Consider the following 20,201-nt stretch of genomic DNA (forward strand, 5'->3'; position numbering starts at 1 on the left):
GCCAGTCGGACAACCGCGGCATCTGCGCGAGGTAATCATGGACTATATCGGCCGCCCTCACTTTCTGGCTCCGGAGCCTCTCCTGAGGGAAGCGTCAACCTCGCCGGCAGGCGCGCGCGAGACGACTGCGCGGTCCAATCCTGCGCTTATGGAGGTTCCCTCGGTTAGTGAGCCCTGCCTGTTGTCGCTCGTCGTGCCGTTCTATAACGAGGAGGAGATGATCGGCGCGTTCTTCAGCACGGTCATTCCTGTACTTGAATCGATTGACGGAACCGGGTTTGAAATCGTCTGCGTGAATGACGGCAGCCGCGATGACACGCTGGGCATGCTGATTCGCATGTCGAAGCAAGACAGCCGCATCCGTGTCATCGACCTGACGCGCAACTTCGGCAAGGAGGCTGCACTTTCTGCAGGACTCGACGAAGCGCGCGGCGCCATTGTGATTCCTTTCGACGCGGATTTGCAGGACCCGCCGAAAATCATTCCGCTATTGGTCGAGAAATGGCGCGAAGGCCACGATGTCGTCGTTGCCAAACGTGTGAGCCGGCTCACGGATTCCTTCCTCAAGCGCCAGACCGCGGCAATCTTTTATCGCATACACAACGCGATGTGCGACACGAAGATCCCGGAGAACGTGGGTGACTTCCGTTTGATCACGAGGGAGGTCGTGGACGCCCTCAAACAACTCCCCGAGACGCGGCGGTTCATGAAGGGGCTGTTTGCCTGGGTCGGCTACCGGACCGCAGTCGTCGAGTATGTGCGTGAGCCTCGCCTCGCCGGCCGATCGAAGTTTTCGGGTTGGAAACTGTGGAACTTCGCGCTGGAGGGCTTCACGAGTTTCAGCACGCTGCCGCTTCGCGTATGGACTTACGTCGGCAGCTTCGTGGCATGTATCGCGATACTGTATGCATCGTTTCTCATTGTGCGAACCTTGATTCAAGGGGTCGCCGTACCTGGCTACGCGTCATTGATCTCGGCCGTGCTCCTGCTCGGCGGGGTTCAGTTGATCGGTATAGGCGTACTTGGCGAATACATCGGCCGCATCTACTACGAATCGAAAAATCGGCCGGTTTACCTGATCCGCCACCGCTATCAATCTGCGGGCACGAGCGATGCCTGATCTGCGCGCGGCAAGAAGGTTTGTGGTCTATGCGGGCGTCGGTGCGATCGGCACCGTCGCACAGTATGCGATTTTGATTGCGATGGTCCACTCCGGTCTTGCCTCCCCGGCGGTCAGTTCCATGGCCGGGGCGACCGTCGGCGCGATCGTCAACTACAGCCTCAACCGCCAGATCACGTTCCGAAGCAAGAGCAATCCCCTGTCGACCGCACCGAAGTTCGCCATCATCGCCTTGCTCGGCGTATTGATGAACGGTGTGTGCATGAAGTTCTTCGTCACCAGTCTTGGTTTGAACTATCTCATTGCGCAGCTGGTCACGACTGCCCTCGTTCTCGGCTTGACCTATCTGCTCAACTCGGCGTGGACGTTCAACGAAAAGGCGCGCTTTTCCGGAGCGGCCTCCAATGCGTCGAATCAGGTCCCGACGGCAGGCGATGCACCGCCGTCCTGAACGCCGCTCCCCTTTCGGCGAATCTGGGAATTGTCTGTGCGCACGCACACGCCGATGAATCTGCCTCGCTCGATCGAAAGCCCGCGTTGCCCAACGCACAGAGAGGTTCGATTCGACCGGCTAAATTCATCGCGTGACTTGCCTGCACGACCGTAAGCGAGACGCCCTGCTGTCATGTGACGGCCGGGACGACATCGAGCGACGAACGGGCGTGCAGAAACACGCCATCCATTCCGAGGATTCGCCACATTGTGCTGGATCGCTCCGGACCGTACCGGCGTTTGCGTCCGACAAGGCGAACAGCGGCCCGTGCTCACACCTCGACTGATATTGGGCGTTAATAGCTCATTTTGCTGATTGGGCCACTGGGCGGTTAACTCCCTTATCTACTGATCTTCTAGCTGCAAGCGTGGAGGTGCTACATGACAATAAAGTGGTCACGGGGGAATGTGCATTTGATCCTGTCCTGGATCGTCGTCGGCATACTCGGTATCGTCGAAGGCCTCTACGGTCGGACGCAATATTATGGCGACTGGATTTCCTATCTCAATGTCAGCTGGGCCGTCACGCACCTCGACTGGCGCGAAATTTTCAACCCCTTCTGGAATCCCGGCTATCCCGCATTGGTTGCCGGCGCCCGGGCACTGGCCGCGCCCACGCCGGACGGCGAGTGGTATGCCATTACGGCAGTCAACTGGGTAATCTATCTCGTTGCCTATGCCGCCTGGCGCGGACTGATCCGGAGTGCGCTCGCGCTGTATTCGCCTGGTTCGCTTGCGCTGGGCAAGCACCCGTTCACCGTCTGGATTGGGGTTTGCGTTTTTCTTGGCGCCTGTCTCGCGCTCGATTCCGTTTCAGCCGCGTGTCCAGACTTGCTTGTGACCACCGGCTTCCTCCTGGCTTCCGGCCTGCTTCTCTCCCTGATTCGTCGCAAAGACCTTTTGACCGCAACTTCGCTCGGTCTGGTCCTTGGTCTCGGTGTTTGGGTGAAAGGGGTATTCACTCCATTTGCCTGTCTCTTCATGTTGACGCTTTTCATCTATTGCTGCATGAGGGGCGGCTTGTGGAAGTCATTCGGTGCGGTTGCGGGAACCTTCGGTGTTCTCTTTGCCGTCTACATCGCCGGGATTTCCTGGTCCTATGGGGAATTTACGCTTGGCGCCTCGGGTGCCTTGAATGTCCCCTGGCACGTAAACGAGCTTCCTCACCTGACCAATTGGCAAGGCGGACCGGCGCAATTCGGTCGGCCAATCCACCCGACCAGTCAACTTGTAGCGGGCTTGCCGGTGTTCGGCTTCGGTACGCCTTTCCACACGACGTACCCACCCTATAACGACGTCGCATATTGGTACAAAGGCTTCAAGACGTTCTTCAGTTTGAAGATGCAATTGATAGCGATGGGCCGGTCTCTGTGGAGCTTGCAGCAGATACTCAAGCAACACCCAACGGTGCTTTCGCTCGCCGCGGCGCTCTTGTTTATCGTTGCCAGGCGGTCATGGCGAGCATCGCTCCTCAAGACAATAACCCGCGTTTGGCCATTGCTGCTGCCAACCGTCGGAGGCTTCGCCACCTATTTTATTGTCCACGTTGAAGATCGTTATCTCAGTGCGTTCGTTATGGTTATCGCGCTCCTGACATGGGCGCCATTGCTCGACGCAACCCTGCAATCGCGCCGCCTGCTCGCGACAGCGCTCGTCATCATCTATGGTGCAGGCGCTCTCGGTGAGCTTGCGATGACCGACGGGCCTTCGTTCGTGGCGGCGGTTAATCGATCGGACTTTCACGACGACCCGAAATGGCGGATTGCTGACGCGCTCACTGCCTCAGGGTTGCAGCCGGGGGATCCAGTTGCCGTGATCCGGGATAGCTATCCCACTGTCAGGGTCAGCTGGGCCTATGTCTCACGCTTGCGCATCGTCGCCGAGTTCGGCGGTCTCCCGTACCGTATCGAGCCGCAGGATCGCAACCGCCTTGATCGCAAAGACGAAGTCCTCTGGCCGAATTTTAGTGAAACATTCTGGACGAAGCTTACGGCGCAACAGCGTGAAGAGATCATGCAAGCGTTCCATCAAACCGGAGCGCGAGCGGTCGTGTCCCTCGCAATGCCGAATATTCAGCCCGGTCCTGGCTGGGTAGCCCTAAAGGGAACGCCCGCGTGGCTTTACAAGTTCGACGATGTGGTCAATAAATCCACGATCGCAAGTAATTCGTTATCCGACGTCTCGACGGTGCCAAGGGGTATTCCTTATCCCCCATTTGACCAAGAGGAGCGATCACATGGAGACTACTGCGGTTCCCCCCGCTCTCGAAGCGGAATTGCCGGATAAATGGATCGACGCGGATTCCTCGGTGTTTCGGGAGAATTTCGAGCGGAAGAGCTTCGACGTCTCCCACCACCTGGCGTCTCATCCGCTCTTTGAGCTTCCTCAATTGCTGGAATTGGCGGAGCGAACCCTGAAAACACGTCCAGATGACCTCTACTTCGACATGGGTGATGTCGCGCCCGGTCAGAAATGGAAAGATACGAATCGTGCGTTCTCGCCGCTCAACGCATTAAAGCAACTGGAAGACTCCAACGCCTGGTTCATTTTCAGAGGCCCGCAACAAGACCCGGCCTATGCCGAGCTGTACAGGCATGCGATGGCGGAGATCAAGGGTATGGTTGGCGGTGACATCGAATCGCAGATCAAGCGCGAAGACCTCATCATTTTCGTGACGTCACCGAAGCGGGTGACGGCGTATCACATCGATCGGGAATGCAATTTCATTTTTCAAATCCACGGGCAAAAGGATTTGTACGTCTTTGATCGGGAAGACCGGCAGGTACTTCCGGAAGAGGAACTCGAGCGATTCTGGACGATCGACCACAACGCGCCGAACTATCGACCCGAGTTGCAGGACAGGGCGAAGACGTACAGACTGGCACCCGGAAACGGCGTTCACGTTCCTGTCAACTGCCCCCATTGGTTGAAGAACGGGGACAATATCTCGGTGACCTTGAGCGTGAACTTTCAGTTTCTCAACACGCTGCGCGCGGATGTCTATCGGGCCAACTATTACCTGCGCAAGCTTGGTCTCAAACCCACGCCGCCTGGACGAAGCGGCGTGCGGGATCGCGCCAAGGCCGCGGCTTTCTCGGCGGTGAATACCGCCCGCCGCGTTGCGAAGTCGGCCATGCAAGGCAGCGACTAGTCTTACGTCGCCCTGGCCCGCCACGGCGGGCCTTGTTGTTGTACGCACATGCTGCCCGCGGACCCGACCCAGCGAATCACCCGACCTTTTCAACCAGTGCTCGCCAGCTAGCGAGTATCGGCTCGCGCGCAAAGAGCGCGAGATGCGCACGCGCCTCCGAAATCCGCCGATCACGCTCCTCGTCCGGCATTTCGGCTAGCGACCGCATACCATACGCGATGGATTCTCGAGCAAGCGGATCGGCGCACAGCATCGCGCCGCCGCCAACTTCCGTCAAAATGCTCCCGCGGGAAACGAGGCATGGCAGGTCGTGCTCTATCGCCTCGATCACCGGCATTCCAAATCCTTCAAGCAGACTCATCAGAACGAAGCCGGATGCGTTGCGATAAAGCCAGCGAAGCTCTTCGTCTTTCGTATAACCTGGCATCACCACACCCGGTGATTGCCTGGCGAGTTCAATCGCGACGTCGGCGCCAGACTCGCGCCCTCCGACAAGGACATACTGCCACCCTTTCTCCACAAGCCCGCTTGCCGAGAACGCCTCGATAGAACGGGCCTGGTTCTTCCGATCGCCGATACTGCCCACCGTCAGCAGAAAACGACGCGAAACGCCTTCCACCGGACGACCCTCTCCTTTCTTGACTCCCAAACGGGTTGGAATATAGATGACGTTCGACGAGGCAAAGTCATTGCCGTACAGCGCGTGAAATTCCCGCTGCGACGTCTTGCTGACGAAAACCATATGGGGCTTCGTTCGCCGGATCTCGTCATAAGCCCGAACGTACAGTTCGTTGACACCCGGCGCGAAATATTCTGGATGGGTGATCGGACCCACATCGTGGCAGAGCACGATGTCGCGTGCTTCCAGGCGATGGCGCACGACGCTCAGCGGATCGAGATGCAGCGTAGGGCGTGGATCGCGAATGACCGGCAAAAGTGAAACCAGCCGCGACCTGTTCACTCGCGCAATGGTTTCCTTCTGGGTCAAGCGGCCCGCAATCCGGCGCATCAGATCACTATGGGGAAATTCGTGAAATCGGCCGTAGTGGACCCTCGTCACCCTGGCGCCGAGCGTTGAAATGATGTCCTTCCCCAAAAAGAGCTTGCCGGTTCGATCATTGAGCGCCAATGAGAAGTCGACATCAATAGACATTACGTGCCCCCCAACATCGCTTTTCTATAAGGAATTCAGCCGCTCACGGCCTTCACGGTCTCGAACATGCTGCGCGCCGCCTGTCTCCAGGTGAAGCCACCAGCCTGCCGGCGTCCGGCGGATATCAGTGACTGCCGCACGGACTCATCGTTGAGTACCGCCAAAATATTCATTCGCCAGGCGTCCGCGTCGAACGGATCGGCATAAAGCACCGCTTTGCCACAAACTTCCGGAAGCGCGCCAAACGGTGCGGCGATGACCGGGCAACCCAGCGCCATTGCCTCCAGCGGCGGCAGACCAAACCCTTCTGTAAGTGAGGGAAAGGCAAGTGCGCCGGCGTAGGTCATCAGCCCTACGAGCTCGGCATCGCTAATGCGGCCGGTAAATCGCACGTTGGGAGGCACGACATGCCCGAGACCTTCGAAGCCGGCCTGCGTCGCATTGCCGAACAGTACCAGTTCGACGTCGCTCAGCTGTGCGCTTGCGAACGCCTTGAGCAAAATGCCGACGTTCTTGTGCTTCTGGGTGTTCGCGAGCGCGAGCACGTAGCGCCGCGGTTTCAGGCTCAACGCCGCGAGTTGTCGCGCGTCCGGCTGGACCTGCAGAACATGGTCGCAGCCGTTATGTACAACGACAATCTTGTCGGCGTTGGCAATGCCATAGCGCACAAGCTCGGCTTTAGAGAACTCGGATACGGTAAAGATGATCTTGTGACGTTTACCGATAAAAAAGTAGAGCGATTTGTACCAAAGCCGGAAAGGAAGCGAATAGGATTCTGGGGCCGAATACACCTGTGCGTCGTGGATCATCGTCGCCGAATCCCGATGAAGCAAAGGCCCGAGATTGCATAGATTAAGAATGAAATCCCTTCTGCGAGCCAGTGGAAGATAGCATTGCTCCCACGCGATCCGATGAATCCTGCGAACCCAGCGACTCTCGCGAACGCACGAAATGTTTCGGTAACGCGGAATCTTGACGCGGTCTCTGACTACGAGGGTGCAATCGACGCCGCTGCCAGCCTGCCCGGCAATCAGCGCATCGGTCGCGGCGACGAGTTGCTCGGCAACCTTGTGCACGCCCGTCGGCGCTGCCCCGAAGAACTTGCCATTGAACGCTATCGTCTTCGACGCGATCGTTTTCATAAACCCCTCCACGTTCAAGCGTCAATGCTCTTCAGTCAATGGCCCGGCAATCGATCAGATGCCAACTCAAGCGGCAGCAACGTTAGCCCAGAGGTTTCGAGCAAGATTCGCGCTACGCGATTCCCGCCCTGACGCAGGAAAGTGCCGCTTGCTTCGACAGGTATGCTATCGACGCACGCCGCGCAGCACTGCTGGATACCGCACGCAAACGCGTGCATAGCCAGCCTCCGCGCACCGGCTCAAACGGGTGTATCGGCGGCCGTGGTGTCGAGAACCGGTTTAGGCGTCGATCGGCCAAATCGGGACACGAGCCACGCACGGAGGGGCGTATCGATGAAACGCATGATGAGATAACTGGTCAGCAGGATCGCGGGCAAGAACACGGCGGCCTCCAGAATCGGATCCTTTCTGTGCATCAACTCCTGATAGACGCCGTTGAGCCAGACAAACGTGGGGTAATGCAACGCGTACACGGGATACGACAGTTCCCCAAGAACGAGCGCGACCGTCCGTACGGGCCCGGTGAGCGTAACCGAAGATCCGCCGAGGATCAGCAACGGCATCACAGCGGCAGCCCACAGCCACTGTACGAAAAATGGGATCTGGCCATTCCACCCCATAATGACCATCGTTGTGACGCACGCAGGAACAAATAGCGACCTCCAGATCTTCAACGAGAGCAGCCCGAATTTCATATGAGCGTGATAAAGCAGGACGCCCAGATAGTAAGCGCCGAATACACGTGGAAAGCCAGAAAGGAAAGTCTGCGGCGTATCGCCTCCCATACCGGATACCGCGGTAAGCGCGTAGCCCCCGATCGCCATGGTGAGCGCGAACTTTATTCCGTCGACTCGGCGTGTGAGCATCCAGAAGAGATTGACGACCAGCTCGAGGAACAGCGTGTATTCGGGGCCATTGAGCGGGAACACCTGCGGCCCTCCAATTGCATGCGGAGCACCGAAGACCGGAATGCACGATAGGCCAAAGAGCGTGGCGGCCGCGAGCCAGCCCGGAGAGATGTCGGAATCGCGAAGCAGAACATATCTCGCCGCCAGATACGATGCACTCAACAGCGTTCCGATCACGATCATCGGCATCAGACGTATGAGTCTGATACGCGCGAAAAGCGCACCGCTCAGCCCTCTTTCGAAGCGGCCACGATACGCCACGCACAGGACGTAACCCGACAGGCCAAAGAAGAAGTCAACAGCAATACCGGCGTTGGGGGCCAACCATGGGATCCCCAGCCAGTGATTAAAGTGAAAGAGCAGGACCGATATGGCTGCGAGGCCGCGCAGGCAATCGGGCACCGCCAAATGAGAATCTTTGTTCATCAGATTGCTAAAAACTCTCGGGTCGCTCAGGCGTGAGCCTTCCACGAAAGAAGTCCCACAATCCGATCAGATTCCCCATTAGACGTCCTCGCCGGTCGATCCACGGCTCCGGTGCAAAGCTTCGCACTATGTTGCTCGCGATATTGCGTATGACATGGTCGACCGCCGGGCGCAGAGGCATCGTTTTCTTTTTCACCAGATAGAACGGATTGATGACCTGCGAATAACCCAGTTTGCATCCGGATACCCTGCCGCGTTTGACTCCCATGTGCACGCCGAGCGCAGTATTGATACGCACCACGAGATAGCCCCGATTCCAGATCTGGCCTCCGAAATCACGATCCTCCTGCCAACCATAGAGAACGAGGCGCTCGTCAAAGCGTAGACCAGCAATGCTGCTGGCGCGGAATGCCATGTTGCACCCGTAGGGGCCACCGGTCGGAGCGACGATCAACCGTTCCGGAAGATCGCCGATGCTGGCAACGATGGCCTGCCCTTCTTCGAAGGAATAACCCGGCCCATGAATGCCATCGGCGATGACGGTTCCGGTGACGCAGGCAATGGATGGATCGCTATCCAGCGCCTTGAGGACTTCCGCAATCCACTCGCTGTGCATCAGAAAGTCATCGTCCAGAAAAATCACGACGTCGACGTCGTCCGGCACATGGTTCAACGCGTGATTGCGTTGCGTCGTCAGTCCAGGCCGCCCCTTCAGCACGATCATTCCAGGCTGGACTGACAGGTTGCCAACGTCCTCGTCCGAGACGCAGGAGACGATGATCAGATCGGGTCTAACCGTTTGCAAGTCGACGAAGGCAACGACGTCCTTGAGAATGTCTGCGCGACCACGAGTGGCGAAGATCAGGCAGATTCTCGGATCTTGGTCAGGTGAAGGCTGACTCATCGGCTCGGCCATCGTGACTCGTGAACTGAAGCTCGATTCCATCATTGACCTCATCGATCATTGCCTGCAGGAATGCGGGGGACGCGGCATCGACACGCGAGGCATCGCACTCCTGCCTGCCGCATGCACCCGCAGATCTCACGCGTACACCACAACGCACGCGCAAAGCGATTCGCGGTGTTCGTCATTCGAGCCATCTTCCAAATCTCGCCGGCAAAGAGAAACCTTCGTTGATTCCGAGAATCTCGCGAAACAAGCCGGCTTTCCAGATTCCGAAAATCAGCATGACCAGCAATGATCCTTCCGCGAGGATTCGCGCGTAGACCATACCTGTGGCCCCCCAGTGGCTGGCAAGGGGAATGGCCACCATCAGGTTCACCACCGCGCTGATCACACCGCTCCAGGCAAGCTGCCTTTCGAGTTTTCGGGGAATCAGGAAATAGATACCGAGTACCCGCGTGCAAACGGTAAGCGGCAGAATGAAGATCATGATATTCAGAACCGGGACGGCATGGCGGAGCTCCGGTCCAAATACCAGCGGTATGAGCCATTCAGAGAGCAGTCTCGTGAGGATCACGCCCGCCACCGCGCCGACAAAGAAGACGGCAAAAGTTCGCCGGGCAAGCAGATTCGCTCGGTCCGGGTTACGGGTAACCAAGTACATGACCTTCGGCGCCAGAATCTGGGCGGCGGGCGCCATGATGCTCAACGCGGCACCCACCAGGCGCTCGGAGAGACCAAAGGCACTCACTTCGGGGGCCGCGGCCAGCAGCGACAGAATGTAGGTGGAGGCATCCAGCACCAGGACCGCTGTTCCGCTGTAGATGAAGATCGTGGCCGACCGCTTGATCAGACCCACGGCGGCCCGCATGGGTGCAATGAAGCCCGTGTATTCTTTTCGAACAAGCCAATATGCCACCAGCGTCTGGATCATGCTGGAGGTAAAAATCACAGGAAACGCCCGGTCGACGTCAGCCGGTTTGCGAATGAAGGTAAAGATCAGTGCGAGCGAAAGCAGGAGCCCCATGACTTCGATCAGTACATTCGTGCGCGGGCGTCCCGTGCTGGTGAAATACCAGCCAATGTTAAAGGCGGACAGCAGCCCTCCGGCAACGACGAAAAACCCCGCAAGCGGCACATTGGCAATGATGTCCGACCTGCAAACCGCGATGCCTCCGACGATCGCACCGGGAACGGACAATAGCAGCCGGGCCGTGAATTGATCCCGAAAAATCGTATCGCGTTCGCTCGCGACTTCGGTGTGGACGATATCCCGTCCGCCGATGGTAGAAAATCCGAAGTTGACGAGCAGCCAGAGTGCACTGGAAAGCGACAGTCCGGCCAATACCACTCCGTAACCACTCGAGCCCAGCACTCTTCCGTAATAAGGAATGAGAACGAGCGGGTAGAGGTAGCGTATTGCGTACGAAAAATATACTGCCAGCAGTTCAAGCTTTGACAGCGACGAGTGAACCTTATTCATGAGCCCCCCTGGCAACCCATCCGCCGCGCGCGGGCACACGTCGCGGCACACGCGGCGAGAGTGCGCCCGCTGCGGCCGCAAATAAATAAAAACACGTACCGAGTTCGAAGACGCTAAGCGAAGCAGAGGCGACGATCAACGTCGCGATCATGGCGTGACGCGCCGCATAGGCGATGGCCCGCTCCGCGAACGGGTAATGGCCAGGCACCGGCGTCAGCAGCGTCTTGCCAAGGAACGTCCCGTAACACACCACACCCACGACGCCAAGGCTTGCCACCAGCACCACCAGAAAGCTCGACGCACGAATGCTTCCCAGTCCAACGCCTATTCCGTACGTATCGAAGAAGTTGGTGATGCCCTGAGAATTCCAGCCCATTCGCTCGACACCGGAGTCACTACCTGCCTTGCTCAGGATCGCGGCATCGACGAAATCACTGAGCACTTTCACCACCCCCGGCAAAAAGACGATCACGTAGAGCACGCCCAACAGACCCGCGCATGCCGAGATAACACACAGCCGTTGCTTGCGTACCGGGGCGAAACGCGAGATCACCGCGGGCCGGCTAAAGAACAGTACCAGCTGATATGCGCCTAAACCGACATAGGCGGTTCCCGAAGTCGACAGCAGCAGCAGGCTTCCTGTTGCAATCGAAAGCGGACCGGCCAGTTTCGGGCGATAGCCGACGAGCCAGAGATTCAGGCAAAAGACAAAGATCGGCAGCGTAAAAGCCGCAAAGCCAGACGTTTCACTGAACGTACCGCTGATGCGAACCATCCCGGCCATTTCCTGGCCGGTCAAATCGGCGAACTGCGCCGTCTTGATAGCGGAGAGAACGTCGAGGCCCGCCGCGTGCGCAACGATATCGATCACGCCGGCAAGCACGTCAAGCGAGGCGAGCAGGAAGATGGCGTTGGCGAGCGTCCGGTATACACCGCGATATTGCAGAAACGCGAACATGGAGCAATACACTATGACGTCGGCGATGCAATAGATCGTCTGAGACAGATTGCCGGAGACAGGGCCAAGCGGCTGCAATACGATGAACTGGCTGCTGCGGTCGACAGGGAACACGAGTGTCGCGCCGCTCAGCAAGCGTGGCAGCATGAGGGCACCCGTAACGCCCCAGAGGCAGGTGCAGAACAGCCAGAAGCCGGGCTTGCCCTGCGAGACCGCGTCAGCGAGCCCCTTCCCGCCCACGAGATTGAACGCCCTGAGTGCGAAGAACGCGAGAAAGACTTGCGCCGGCAAAATGCCGATGCCGCCCAGGCCGAGCGCGAGCGTACATCCAAACAGGGAAAACGCCGCCATGCCGTAAATCGCGCCGCGATACGACACGTAGAGCGCCGCCAGTCCGGCGACGAACACGATGACTCCGAATATCGTCAGTTCCACTTGCCGAAACCCCTATGCGTTCACGCAGCATTCGTGCGTGAACGATCTCGTTATTGTGTCAACTCAGGCTGAATGCCAGCGCCGCACCACAGGTGGCGTGTCGGCGAGCACTTTGTCGGCATCCATCGCGCGTTCCACTACACTGAGAAACTCCTGCTTGAACCGCTCTTCCGTAAAGCGCATCGCATTACGACGGCAAACTTCCGCTTTGAGCGGCGGCTGCCGCTCAAAGCGCTCCACCGCATCGACGATTGATTCCACGCTTTGCTCGCTGAAGAAGAGCCCCGTGCCGCGTTCGGGGTCCGGCGAATCCACCACGATCTCCCGCGAGCCTCCACGACCCAAAGCGATGACCGGCGTGCCGCAGGCCTGTGCTTCGACAACTGAAATGCCGAAGTCTTCCTCCGCGGCGACGACGAACGCCCGCGCACGCTGCATGTAGTCGACCAGAGCCTCATCGGGCTGATAGCCGAGCAACGTCACATTGGGCGTGGCACACGCCTTCACACGCGCAAAGTCGGCGCCATCACCGATCACCACGAGACGCCGCGATGGCATCGTGGCGAATGCCTCGACGATGAGCGGTATGCGTTTGTATGGCACCATGCGCGAGGCAATCAAATAGAAGTCTTCGTGCTGGTCACCCAATTCGAACCGCTCCACATCGACCGGCGGGTAGACCACCGTGGCCTCGCTGCCGTACGCTTTGCGAATGCGTCGCCCCACGAATGCAGAATTGGCGACGAACGCATCCACGCCATGCGCCGTACGCTGGTCCCAGATCCGCATGTAGTGAAGCAACGCGCGCACGATCCAGCTTTTCATACCGCGCTGCAGCCCGGCTTCGCACAGATATTGATGCTGCAGATCCCACGCATACCGGATCGGCGAGTGCACATAGCTGACATGCACCTGGTTCGGACCGGTCAAAATGCCCTTGGCCACAGCATGGCTAGACGAGATCACGAGATCGTAGGACGAGAGATCGAACTGCTCGATCGCCAGCGGCATGAGCGGGAGGTAAGTGCGAAACGATTTGCGCGCCCGCGGCAGATGCTGAATGAACGAAGTCGTTGCATGCCTGCCGCCCAGCACGCCCCGCTGCGACTCCGGGAAGAAGTCGACAACGCTGTATAGATCGGCCTGTGGAAAGAGCTGAAGAATCTGCTCCACGACCTTCTCCGACCCCGCATAAGTGACAAGCCACTCATGCACGAGCGCGACGCGGCCGAAACGGCGAGTGTCCTTCGCAAGATTGGATGCAAGCGTCACATTAGCCACGGCGAGATCTCCTCGATCAACCTGGTCGCAGTCGCTCGCCAGGTGAGCTCCGCAGTCCGTGCGCGGCCCCGTTCGCGCAGATTCTCGCGTAACGCGGCATCGCGCGTGATTCGCTCGAGCAAGCTCGCCAGTTCCGCAGGATCGTCCGGCGAGGTGTAGAGCACGGCGTCGCTGCATGCTTCCTGGACAGCCGGCAGCCGCGAAGCGATGACCGGGCAGCCAAGCGCCAGCGCCTCGACCGGCGGCAACCCGAAGCCCTCGTAGCGTGACGGATACACGAAGCACGCCGCGCGCCGATAGAGCGCCGCGAGTTCGCTATCGCTTACATAGCCGAGATGCTTCACGAACGCAGGCAACGCATCCTGGCCCGTACCGTAGACTCGTGCGTCGCCCCCGCCTACCACGATGATGTCGAACTGCGCGTCACGAATGAGGCGCGCCGCCTCGGCCACGAGCTGAAAATTCTTGTGACGATTGAGGCTTCCCACCGCAAGCACGAATGGACGCTCGTCGCGCGTGACTGACGTTGGAGCCGCATCCTGTTGCACACGCAACATGTGCTCGCCGCTCTCCGAAACAACGCCGATCTTGTCTACCGGAATCCGGTAAGCGTCGCTCAGTTCACGCCGCGAGAATTCCGACACGGTAATGACACGCCGCGATATGCGGCCAAGACGCGGCGCCATCAGGCGATACCAGGCAACAAAGGACCGGCTGTAGCTGTCCGGCACGCGCGCGGGCGCCGCGTCGTGCAGCACCGTGATTTGACGGCGATACCACAGGGGCCCGGAGTTGCAGAGATTGAGCAGCAACCGGCCGCGTGCGGCTTGCGGCAGCGCGAGTTGTTCCCAACGCAGGCCACCGCCCTTTCCGCTCGCGCGCAACGCGACGTGCCGGAACGGATTCGGCATGGCGGCCAGCGCTTCGGGAACGATGATCTCGGTCCGCAATCCGGCGACGCGTGGATCGCGCAGCTCGATCAGCTGGTCGAGTGCGCGGATCGTCTCGAACGCGAAGCGATCGACACCCGTCGCGCGGCGACCCAGGAAGCGGCCGTTAATCATCAGATTGGGGGCAAGCACGTGATTCATCCCAAGGTAGAAGGCACGGCCGGATTCAACGGGCCGCGCCATGCAATTCGTATGTCTTGAAGTGTGGCCGGTCTTCGCACCGGCGAATGTTCGCCGTCGCTCATGTCACGCCAACTCACGCATCCGAAGCCGGTCCCGGAGAGTCAGTGGCGAATTACGATGGAAAGTCGCCGCTACTGCGATTGACGGATACGGTCAAATCACGGACGACTGAAGCGCGTGATGAGTTCGCGCCTCGTGCGGGCAGACAATCACACTGCCGCCGGTGAAGCGGGCTGAAGCAGGGCGAATTCGCTCCAGCCCATCAGGCGCCGCTTGACTGGCAATTCGATGGACCGCGGCGCAGTCATCGACGAAAAGATCGGGCGATTTTGCACACCTCGCAGTGCGCTACTCCGCCTTGGCGCTCCCCGTATCCTTGGCAAAGCCGTAGCTCGAATAGCCGTACGCGGCATATTCGTTGCCATAGCGCCCCGGACGCGATGTCATGTCATTGAAGATCACGCCGCGAATCGGCACGCCAACCTGTTCGAAGCGACGCACGGACTCGCGCAGATCGCTCACGCTCGTCGCGCCCTGGCGCGCGATCACGAACACGGTGCCCGCCAGTCTTCCGATGATCCCGGCGTCGGCCACCGGCAAAATCGGCGGCGCGTCGATCAGCACGAGTTCGTACGTCGAATTGGCCCACGCCACGAAGTTCCGGAAAGCATCTTTTTGCAGCAGCTCGCTGGCATTGGTGACATAACCCCCGGTCGCAACGAAGTCGACGCCCGGCATCACGTCGCGATTCACCACGTGGTCGTAGCTCTGGCAGGGTTCGAAGATGTTGGTGACGCCCGGCATGCTCGGCACCGCCATATGCTGGTTCAGCGAGCCGCGCCGCAGATCCGCGTCGATCAGGAGCACACGCTTGCCCGACGCACCGAATACGGCGGCCAGATTGACCGAGACGAACGACTTGCCGACCATCGGTGTCGGCCCTGCCAGCAGCACGACACGATTATCCGCGTCCTCCAGCGAATGCTCGAGCGCGGTGCGGAAGCTGCGCAGGCTCTCGACCGCCGGGTCGAAAACGGCCGTATGCGCGAGCACCGTGTTCGCACCCGGCGCGCCGTACGGCAAACGGCGCGCAAGCGAATGCTGAATGCGGCTGCGCGGTACGGCCGCGAAGACTGCCAGCCCGGTGCCCGCTTCGATCTCGTCCACGACGGAGACGCCGCGGTTGAGCCTCTGACGCAGCAGCACGAGCGCGGCGCCGGCAAACAAGCCGGTGAACACGGCCGCGACCACGATAATGGCGCGCTTCGGCCGAATCGGTCCTTCAGGCGGCACCGCGGCGTCGATCATGCGGACATTCGACACGCGGCCTGCCTTGATCAGACGCAGCTGCTCGCGGTTGTTCAAGAGATTCGTGTAGATGTTCGTATCGACGGTCACTTCCCGCTGCAGGCGCACGACCTCTTGCTCCACCGGCGGCAGGGCGCGAGTCTGGCCGGCCAGGTGTTCCAGCGACTTCTGCGCTTCGGCCAGTTGCCCATTGATGGCGACGAGAGCCGGGTTGTCGTCGGTGAAACGGGCCATCGCCTGCGCGCGTTGCTGCTGTAGATCGGCGATACGCTGCTGCGCCAGCGCCGAACTCTGCAACAGTGCCGAAGCTTCGGCATCCAGATTGACGGCGCCGTGCGCCGAGCGGAATGCGTTGAACTCGTCCTCGGCTTTCTCCAGCTGGGCCTTGAGCAGAGGCAACTGACGGTCGAGGAAGGCAATCTGCTTTTGCGCTTCTTCCTGCGTGCGCTGAGCGTTCTGCCGGATGTATTCGTTGCCGACCGCGTTGAGAATGTTGCTGGTGAGTACCGGGTCTTCGCCATCCAGCGCAACGCCGATGACATCGGATTCCTTGCCCTTTTCCGTAATGGCGATTGCCGTCTGCAACCCCTGGATCGCGCTCAGTTCGGACAGGCGCATCACGTTGAAGACCGTGCCCGGCTGCCCGTCGATCCTGCCGACGACGAGGTCGATGGCGCCACCCACCGTCGGCGCGTGCAGCGCTTCTCCCACTTTCCCTTCGAGCGTGATGCCGCCCCCCTCGAGCGTGTAGGCTCCCTCGCCCCGGTAGGTCAAGACAAACGGTCTGCCTTGGAGGCGCGTCGGCACGTCGAATTGCGTGACCTCGATCGCCTCGTCGCCCCAGGCGTAACCGCCCCATCCCGACCAGTTGCCGAGGCTCAGATGTCGCGCAGCCCAGCGGCCCACGACGGGGAAATAGCGTGGGGTCGCCTTGATATAGAGCTTGGTCGCATCCACGGCGGACGACACGACCATCCGCGAACGCAATACCTCCATTTCCGCCGATGCCTGGGTCTTGACCGCGAACTGGGAGGAAAGATCGGCCAGCGCCGATTTTGCCCCGTTCGGGCTCTCCTCCACCTGAATGAGCATGTCCGATTGATAGACAGGGGATGCCAGTACCGCATAGAGGGTGCCGAAAAGCGTAAAGATCAGCGTAACGATCAGGATCGTCTTGCGGCCCGCGTAAAGTGTATCCAGCATATTGCCCATATGTCCGCCGTCGGGGGCGATCGGCATGATCGTCTCCGCAGGCCCTTCAAGCAGATAGTCGCGGTTATTCATTTTGTGCCCCCGAAAGCGAACAGGTCGGCTGACGCGGTTCGTGTGGTTTGTATTGTTCATGTGTACATCAGTATCCAATCGCTCGGCTCGTCGCAGCGGCCTGGGTCGTCGGCAAAATCAGGCTGATGACACGGCTCCACTTCACGAGAGTAGAGGTATCGACGAATACGACATCGTTGGGCTTGAGCTCGAACGAATCGGCCGTTGCCATTGCAGAAGCGCTGCTCGCGTCGAGATGGAACACGGTCGGCTGGCTGGTATCGCGTCCACGCACGACATACACCTGCGAGGCGTCGCCCGACGACTGGTTGATCCCTCCCGCATTGCCAAGTGCCTCGTTCAGCGACATGCGTCCGTTATTGAACATCACGCCGCCAGGACGCTCGACCTCGCCGACCACGAAAACCTTGCTGTCCGTCTGCGCGAAGATTCGCACGAGGTCACCATCGTGTAGAACGATCCGATCGGGATTGAACCCCTTGCGGATCATCGCCGGCATATCGATATCCACTGTGGTGTCTCCACGCGTCACTGACACATGCGAGCGGTCGGCATTGCTCGTGAAGCCGCCGGCCCGGTTGATCGCCTCGGGCAACGTCATCGGCCGGTCGTTGAGCACCTGCACGCCCGGCGTCTTGACCTCGCCGTCGAGATACACGCGCTTGCTGCGATAGGTTTCGATGCGCACGGTGATCTGCGGCTGGCGCACGTATTTCGCGAGCTTCTCCGCGAGGATGTCGCGCACACCCATTTCCGAAAGACCCGCGACTTTCAACGGGCCAATATAGGCATACTGAATAAAGCCGTTGTTATCGACGGTGTAGCCGGACGCAACCGAACTGGCGCCCGAAGGACCGTCGCCGCCGCCGCCGCCCGCGGGCAGGTTGAGTTCGGGGTGATCCCAGACGACGATGGTGAGAATATCGCCGGGGCCGATTTCATACGGCGTGGCTTTGGCGAACATCTGCTGCACGTCTGCCGGAATGCCCTTGGGCCGCGCCGCGGCCTCCTTGTCGACGAGGTCCCTCGTGATCTCGACGAGCGTACCGGTCGGTGCACCAGCGATTCCCTTGGCCGCCACGCTATCAGGCACCGCTGCGCCAGATGCCGCAACGGCACCCGGGTTCGCCGTGGAGCCCGCCGCTCCGGAAGTGTAGGTCATGCCCGGCGCCAGAGCACAGCCGCTCAGCGCCGTGAGCGCCAGGCAAACGGCACACGCAGCCCCGCGGCGCAGCGCGCCCGCGAGTCCAAAATCCCGCCCGACACGCGCGTGCGCACTCCCGATCCAGTTCATCGCATTCAGTCCCATCGCAACACCCCCAATCCGTTACATGCGTCCCGGGTCATGCCGTGTGAACCGGATACCTGATATGTCAATCGCGTCTCGTGCTAACACGTTTGCAGCCCGCTTTCACCCTCTTTTTCGGCTCGCTCGCAGCTCAATACGCGCCAGTTCCGCGAATCACGACAAAAAACGTCTTGAACAGAATCCCGATGTCCTTCCGGAAGGTCCAGTTCTCCACATAGGAAACGTCGAGCAGAACGCGCGTCGCGTAGTCGATATCGTTGCGTCCGCTCACCTGCCACAGACCCGTGATACCCGGCGTGGCCATCAGGTAGTACTTTCTCGCCTCGCCATAGCGCTCCAGCTCCTGGTCGATGATCGGGCGCGGGCCGACAAAACTCATCTGGCCGCGCAGGACGTTCCAGAGCTGCGGCAGTTCATCGAGGCTCGAGCGGCGCAGAAAGTGGCCGATCCGCGTTACGCGCACGTCGTTCTTGAGCTTGAATTCACGCTCCCATTCCGCGCGGGCTTCGGGATCACGCTCGAGCAGATCCTTGAGCACCTGCTCAGAGTTCACCACCATCGACCGGAACTTGAGACAGCGGAATTTCTTGCCATGGCGGCCTACGCGCGTATGGCCGTACAGCGCCGGACCGCCATCGCGCTTGACCAGCAGCGCGAGCACGGCGAGCAGCGGCGAGAGCAGCACGATCGCGCTCACTGCCGCCACAATGTCAAAGACGCGTTTCAAGGCGTGCCCGATGACAGCGCTGCGAACCTTGTCGCGCGAACCGATTTCGTAAGCTTCCCCGCGCCACCATTCACGGGTCACTCGCAGCACGCTGAATTCCGAAAAGAACAGCGTGTGCGACAGCAACAGCGAAATACCCGTCGTCAGTGTCCAGTACATGAACCACGGCAACGCCAGCAGATGATCGTGATGAATCGCATAAAGCAGCACGAGTCCGCAAAGCTGCACCGCGAGCCAGGCGAACGCCGTGCGGCCCGCGACGCTGAAGAGCGACCGGCTGCCGCGCGTGCCATAGGTCCCGCAAGCGGGAAAGACCGAGAGCGCGAGTGCCGCGCAAAATGCCACCAGCGTGGGATCGGGGTGATGCACCTCGGCCACCTGTCCGGAATTCAGATTCAGGTGTACGGCGCAAATGGCGCCCAGCACGATCAGCACGACATCGACCGTACGCTGCAGCACGATGTCGACCGTACGTTGCGCAAACTCTGACCGTTGCGTTAACTCTGACATTTCCCTACCCCAGTGCGTGTCGTGTTCGTCAGACATTCATGGGCTGGCAGTCGTCCGCCATCGGCGAACGCACGGAAATCCCCGTCTCAGGCGATCCCTACGTCACGTGCCGCCTGCCCCGATAACCCACGACAACACATTACGGCGCGAGCGACGCAGGAACCGTGCGCAATCCCACCAACAGTTTCCGATCGCCGCTGCCTTATGATGCGAACCACGCTGGGGGCGCTCTGCAAGTCACAATGCGAGCGTTGCGTTATGTGCGCAACCGCACATAACGCAACGGCTCTCGGACCCGGTTCGCCTGATTGATAGAAAGGATTCCTTAATGTTTACCCTGGAGATCGCGACAATCGACTCTATTTTCATGATTTGATCGCGACATCTGTGATAGACGGAATCTAGTCTCCTGTGGAGTGCCTATCCGTTCGCCGTCGCACACATGATGTGGCCAATGACGCGGCAAAATGCTTTCTG

15 protein-coding genes are annotated in these 20,201 nt (G+C 59.8%); 4 read left to right on the top strand and 11 right to left on the bottom strand.

Annotated features, from left to right (window positions below; translation table 11 throughout):
* Positions 1–148: 148 nt before the first annotated feature.
* The 4 genes from AB3X98_RS11040 (at position 149) to AB3X98_RS11055 (ending at position 4,763) form a co-directional block, all read left to right on the top strand.
* Entirely contained in the window at positions 149–1,120 is a 972-nt protein-coding gene (locus tag AB3X98_RS11040) for a glycosyltransferase family 2 protein (protein ID WP_368603974.1), read from the top strand.
* The gene (locus AB3X98_RS11045; RefSeq protein WP_368603914.1) at positions 1,113–1,571 is read left to right on the top strand and encodes a GtrA family protein; all 459 of its coding nucleotides are present in this window, start codon (positions 1,113–1,115) and stop codon (positions 1,569–1,571) included. Before AB3X98_RS11040 ends, AB3X98_RS11045 begins: the two co-directional genes overlap by 8 nt.
* 422 nt (positions 1,572–1,993) lie before the next feature.
* Positions 1,994–3,898 (top strand): hypothetical protein, encoded by a 1,905-nt coding sequence (locus tag AB3X98_RS11050; RefSeq protein ID WP_368603915.1) that lies wholly within the window; start codon positions 1,994–1,996, stop codon positions 3,896–3,898.
* Positions 3,849–4,763 carry a transcriptional regulator gene (locus AB3X98_RS11055; protein ID WP_368603916.1) on the top strand — a complete coding sequence of 305 codons (915 nt, stop codon included), beginning with the start codon at positions 3,849–3,851 and terminating at the stop codon, positions 4,761–4,763. The genes AB3X98_RS11050 and AB3X98_RS11055 overlap by 50 nt, the downstream gene beginning before the upstream one ends.
* Before the next feature lie 76 nt (positions 4,764–4,839).
* On the opposite strand, the gene AB3X98_RS11060 is transcribed toward AB3X98_RS11055, so the two are convergent.
* The 11 genes from AB3X98_RS11060 to AB3X98_RS11110 all read right to left on the bottom strand — a co-directional run bounded on the left by AB3X98_RS11060 (position 4,840) and on the right by AB3X98_RS11110 (position 19,724).
* Positions 4,840–5,916: a glycosyltransferase gene (locus AB3X98_RS11060; RefSeq protein ID WP_368603917.1), complete on the bottom strand. Its 1,077-nt coding sequence runs from the start codon at positions 5,914–5,916 to the stop codon at positions 4,840–4,842.
* A gap of 35 nt (positions 5,917–5,951) precedes the next feature.
* Positions 5,952–7,058 (bottom strand): glycosyltransferase family 4 protein, encoded by a 1,107-nt coding sequence (locus tag AB3X98_RS11065; protein ID WP_368603918.1) that lies wholly within the window; start codon positions 7,056–7,058, stop codon positions 5,952–5,954.
* A gap of 239 nt (positions 7,059–7,297) precedes the next feature.
* Entirely contained in the window at positions 7,298–8,392 is a 1,095-nt protein-coding gene (locus AB3X98_RS11070; RefSeq protein ID WP_368603919.1) for an acyltransferase family protein, read from the bottom strand.
* 7 nt (positions 8,393–8,399) lie between these two features.
* Complete coding sequence (locus AB3X98_RS11075; RefSeq protein ID WP_368603920.1) at positions 8,400–9,308, bottom strand: glycosyltransferase family 2 protein; 909 nt, start codon at positions 9,306–9,308, stop codon at positions 8,400–8,402.
* 172 nt (positions 9,309–9,480) lie between these two features.
* Entirely contained in the window at positions 9,481–10,779 is a 1,299-nt protein-coding gene (locus tag AB3X98_RS11080; RefSeq protein WP_368603921.1) for an oligosaccharide flippase family protein, read from the bottom strand.
* Positions 10,772–12,172 (bottom strand): hypothetical protein, encoded by a 1,401-nt coding sequence (locus AB3X98_RS11085; protein WP_368603922.1) that lies wholly within the window; start codon positions 12,170–12,172, stop codon positions 10,772–10,774. The genes AB3X98_RS11080 and AB3X98_RS11085 overlap by 8 nt, the downstream gene beginning before the upstream one ends.
* A gap of 63 nt (positions 12,173–12,235) precedes the next feature.
* On the bottom strand, positions 12,236–13,453 hold the full coding sequence (locus tag AB3X98_RS11090; protein ID WP_368603975.1) for a glycosyltransferase family 4 protein: 1,218 nt from the start codon (positions 13,451–13,453) through the stop codon (positions 12,236–12,238).
* Positions 13,441–14,544 (bottom strand): glycosyltransferase family 4 protein, encoded by a 1,104-nt coding sequence (locus AB3X98_RS11095; RefSeq protein WP_368603976.1) that lies wholly within the window; start codon positions 14,542–14,544, stop codon positions 13,441–13,443. Before AB3X98_RS11095 ends, AB3X98_RS11090 begins: the two co-directional genes overlap by 13 nt.
* Before the next feature lie 390 nt (positions 14,545–14,934).
* Positions 14,935–17,133: a GNVR domain-containing protein gene (locus AB3X98_RS11100; protein WP_368610245.1), complete on the bottom strand. Its 2,199-nt coding sequence runs from the start codon at positions 17,131–17,133 to the stop codon at positions 14,935–14,937.
* A gap of 112 nt (positions 17,134–17,245) precedes the next feature.
* Positions 17,246–18,340: a polysaccharide biosynthesis/export family protein gene (locus AB3X98_RS11105; protein ID WP_342947752.1), complete on the bottom strand. Its 1,095-nt coding sequence runs from the start codon at positions 18,338–18,340 to the stop codon at positions 17,246–17,248.
* Positions 18,341–18,617: 277 nt separating this feature from the next.
* Positions 18,618–19,724 (bottom strand): sugar transferase, encoded by a 1,107-nt coding sequence (locus tag AB3X98_RS11110; RefSeq protein WP_368603924.1) that lies wholly within the window; start codon positions 19,722–19,724, stop codon positions 18,618–18,620.
* Positions 19,725–20,201: the final 477 nt, after the last annotated feature.

It is taken from the genome of Paraburkholderia sp. BR14312, from assembly GCF_040948675.1.
GTDB lineage: Bacteria > Pseudomonadota > Gammaproteobacteria > Burkholderiales > Burkholderiaceae > Paraburkholderia > Paraburkholderia nodosa_A.

Bases quoted from the DNA above. Each gene is read 5' to 3' on its own strand.
- AB3X98_RS11040 (WP_368603974.1), top strand. From the start codon at position 149: ATGGAGGTTCCCTCGGTTAGTGAGCCCTGCCTGTTGTCGCTCGTCGTG.
- AB3X98_RS11045 (WP_368603914.1), top strand. From the start codon at position 1,113: ATGCCTGATCTGCGCGCGGCAAGAAGGTTTGTGGTCTATGCGGGCGTC.
- AB3X98_RS11050 (WP_368603915.1), top strand. From the start codon at position 1,994: ATGACAATAAAGTGGTCACGGGGGAATGTGCATTTGATCCTGTCCTGG.
- AB3X98_RS11055 (WP_368603916.1), top strand. From the start codon at position 3,849: ATGGAGACTACTGCGGTTCCCCCCGCTCTCGAAGCGGAATTGCCGGAT.
- AB3X98_RS11060 (WP_368603917.1), bottom strand. From the start codon at position 5,916: ATGTCTATTGATGTCGACTTCTCATTGGCGCTCAATGATCGAACCGGC.
- AB3X98_RS11065 (WP_368603918.1), bottom strand. From the start codon at position 7,058: ATGAAAACGATCGCGTCGAAGACGATAGCGTTCAATGGCAAGTTCTTC.
- AB3X98_RS11070 (WP_368603919.1), bottom strand. From the start codon at position 8,392: ATGAACAAAGATTCTCATTTGGCGGTGCCCGATTGCCTGCGCGGCCTC.
- AB3X98_RS11075 (WP_368603920.1), bottom strand. From the start codon at position 9,308: ATGGCCGAGCCGATGAGTCAGCCTTCACCTGACCAAGATCCGAGAATC.
- AB3X98_RS11080 (WP_368603921.1), bottom strand. From the start codon at position 10,779: ATGAATAAGGTTCACTCGTCGCTGTCAAAGCTTGAACTGCTGGCAGTA.
- AB3X98_RS11095 (WP_368603976.1), bottom strand. From the start codon at position 14,544: ATGAATCACGTGCTTGCCCCCAATCTGATGATTAACGGCCGCTTCCTG.
- AB3X98_RS11100 (WP_368610245.1), bottom strand. From the start codon at position 17,133: ATGCCGATCGCCCCCGACGGCGGACATATGGGCAATATGCTGGATACA.
- AB3X98_RS11105 (WP_342947752.1), bottom strand. From the start codon at position 18,340: ATGACCTACACTTCCGGAGCGGCGGGCTCCACGGCGAACCCGGGTGCC.
- AB3X98_RS11110 (WP_368603924.1), bottom strand. From the start codon at position 19,724: ATGTCAGAGTTAACGCAACGGTCAGAGTTTGCGCAACGTACGGTCGAC.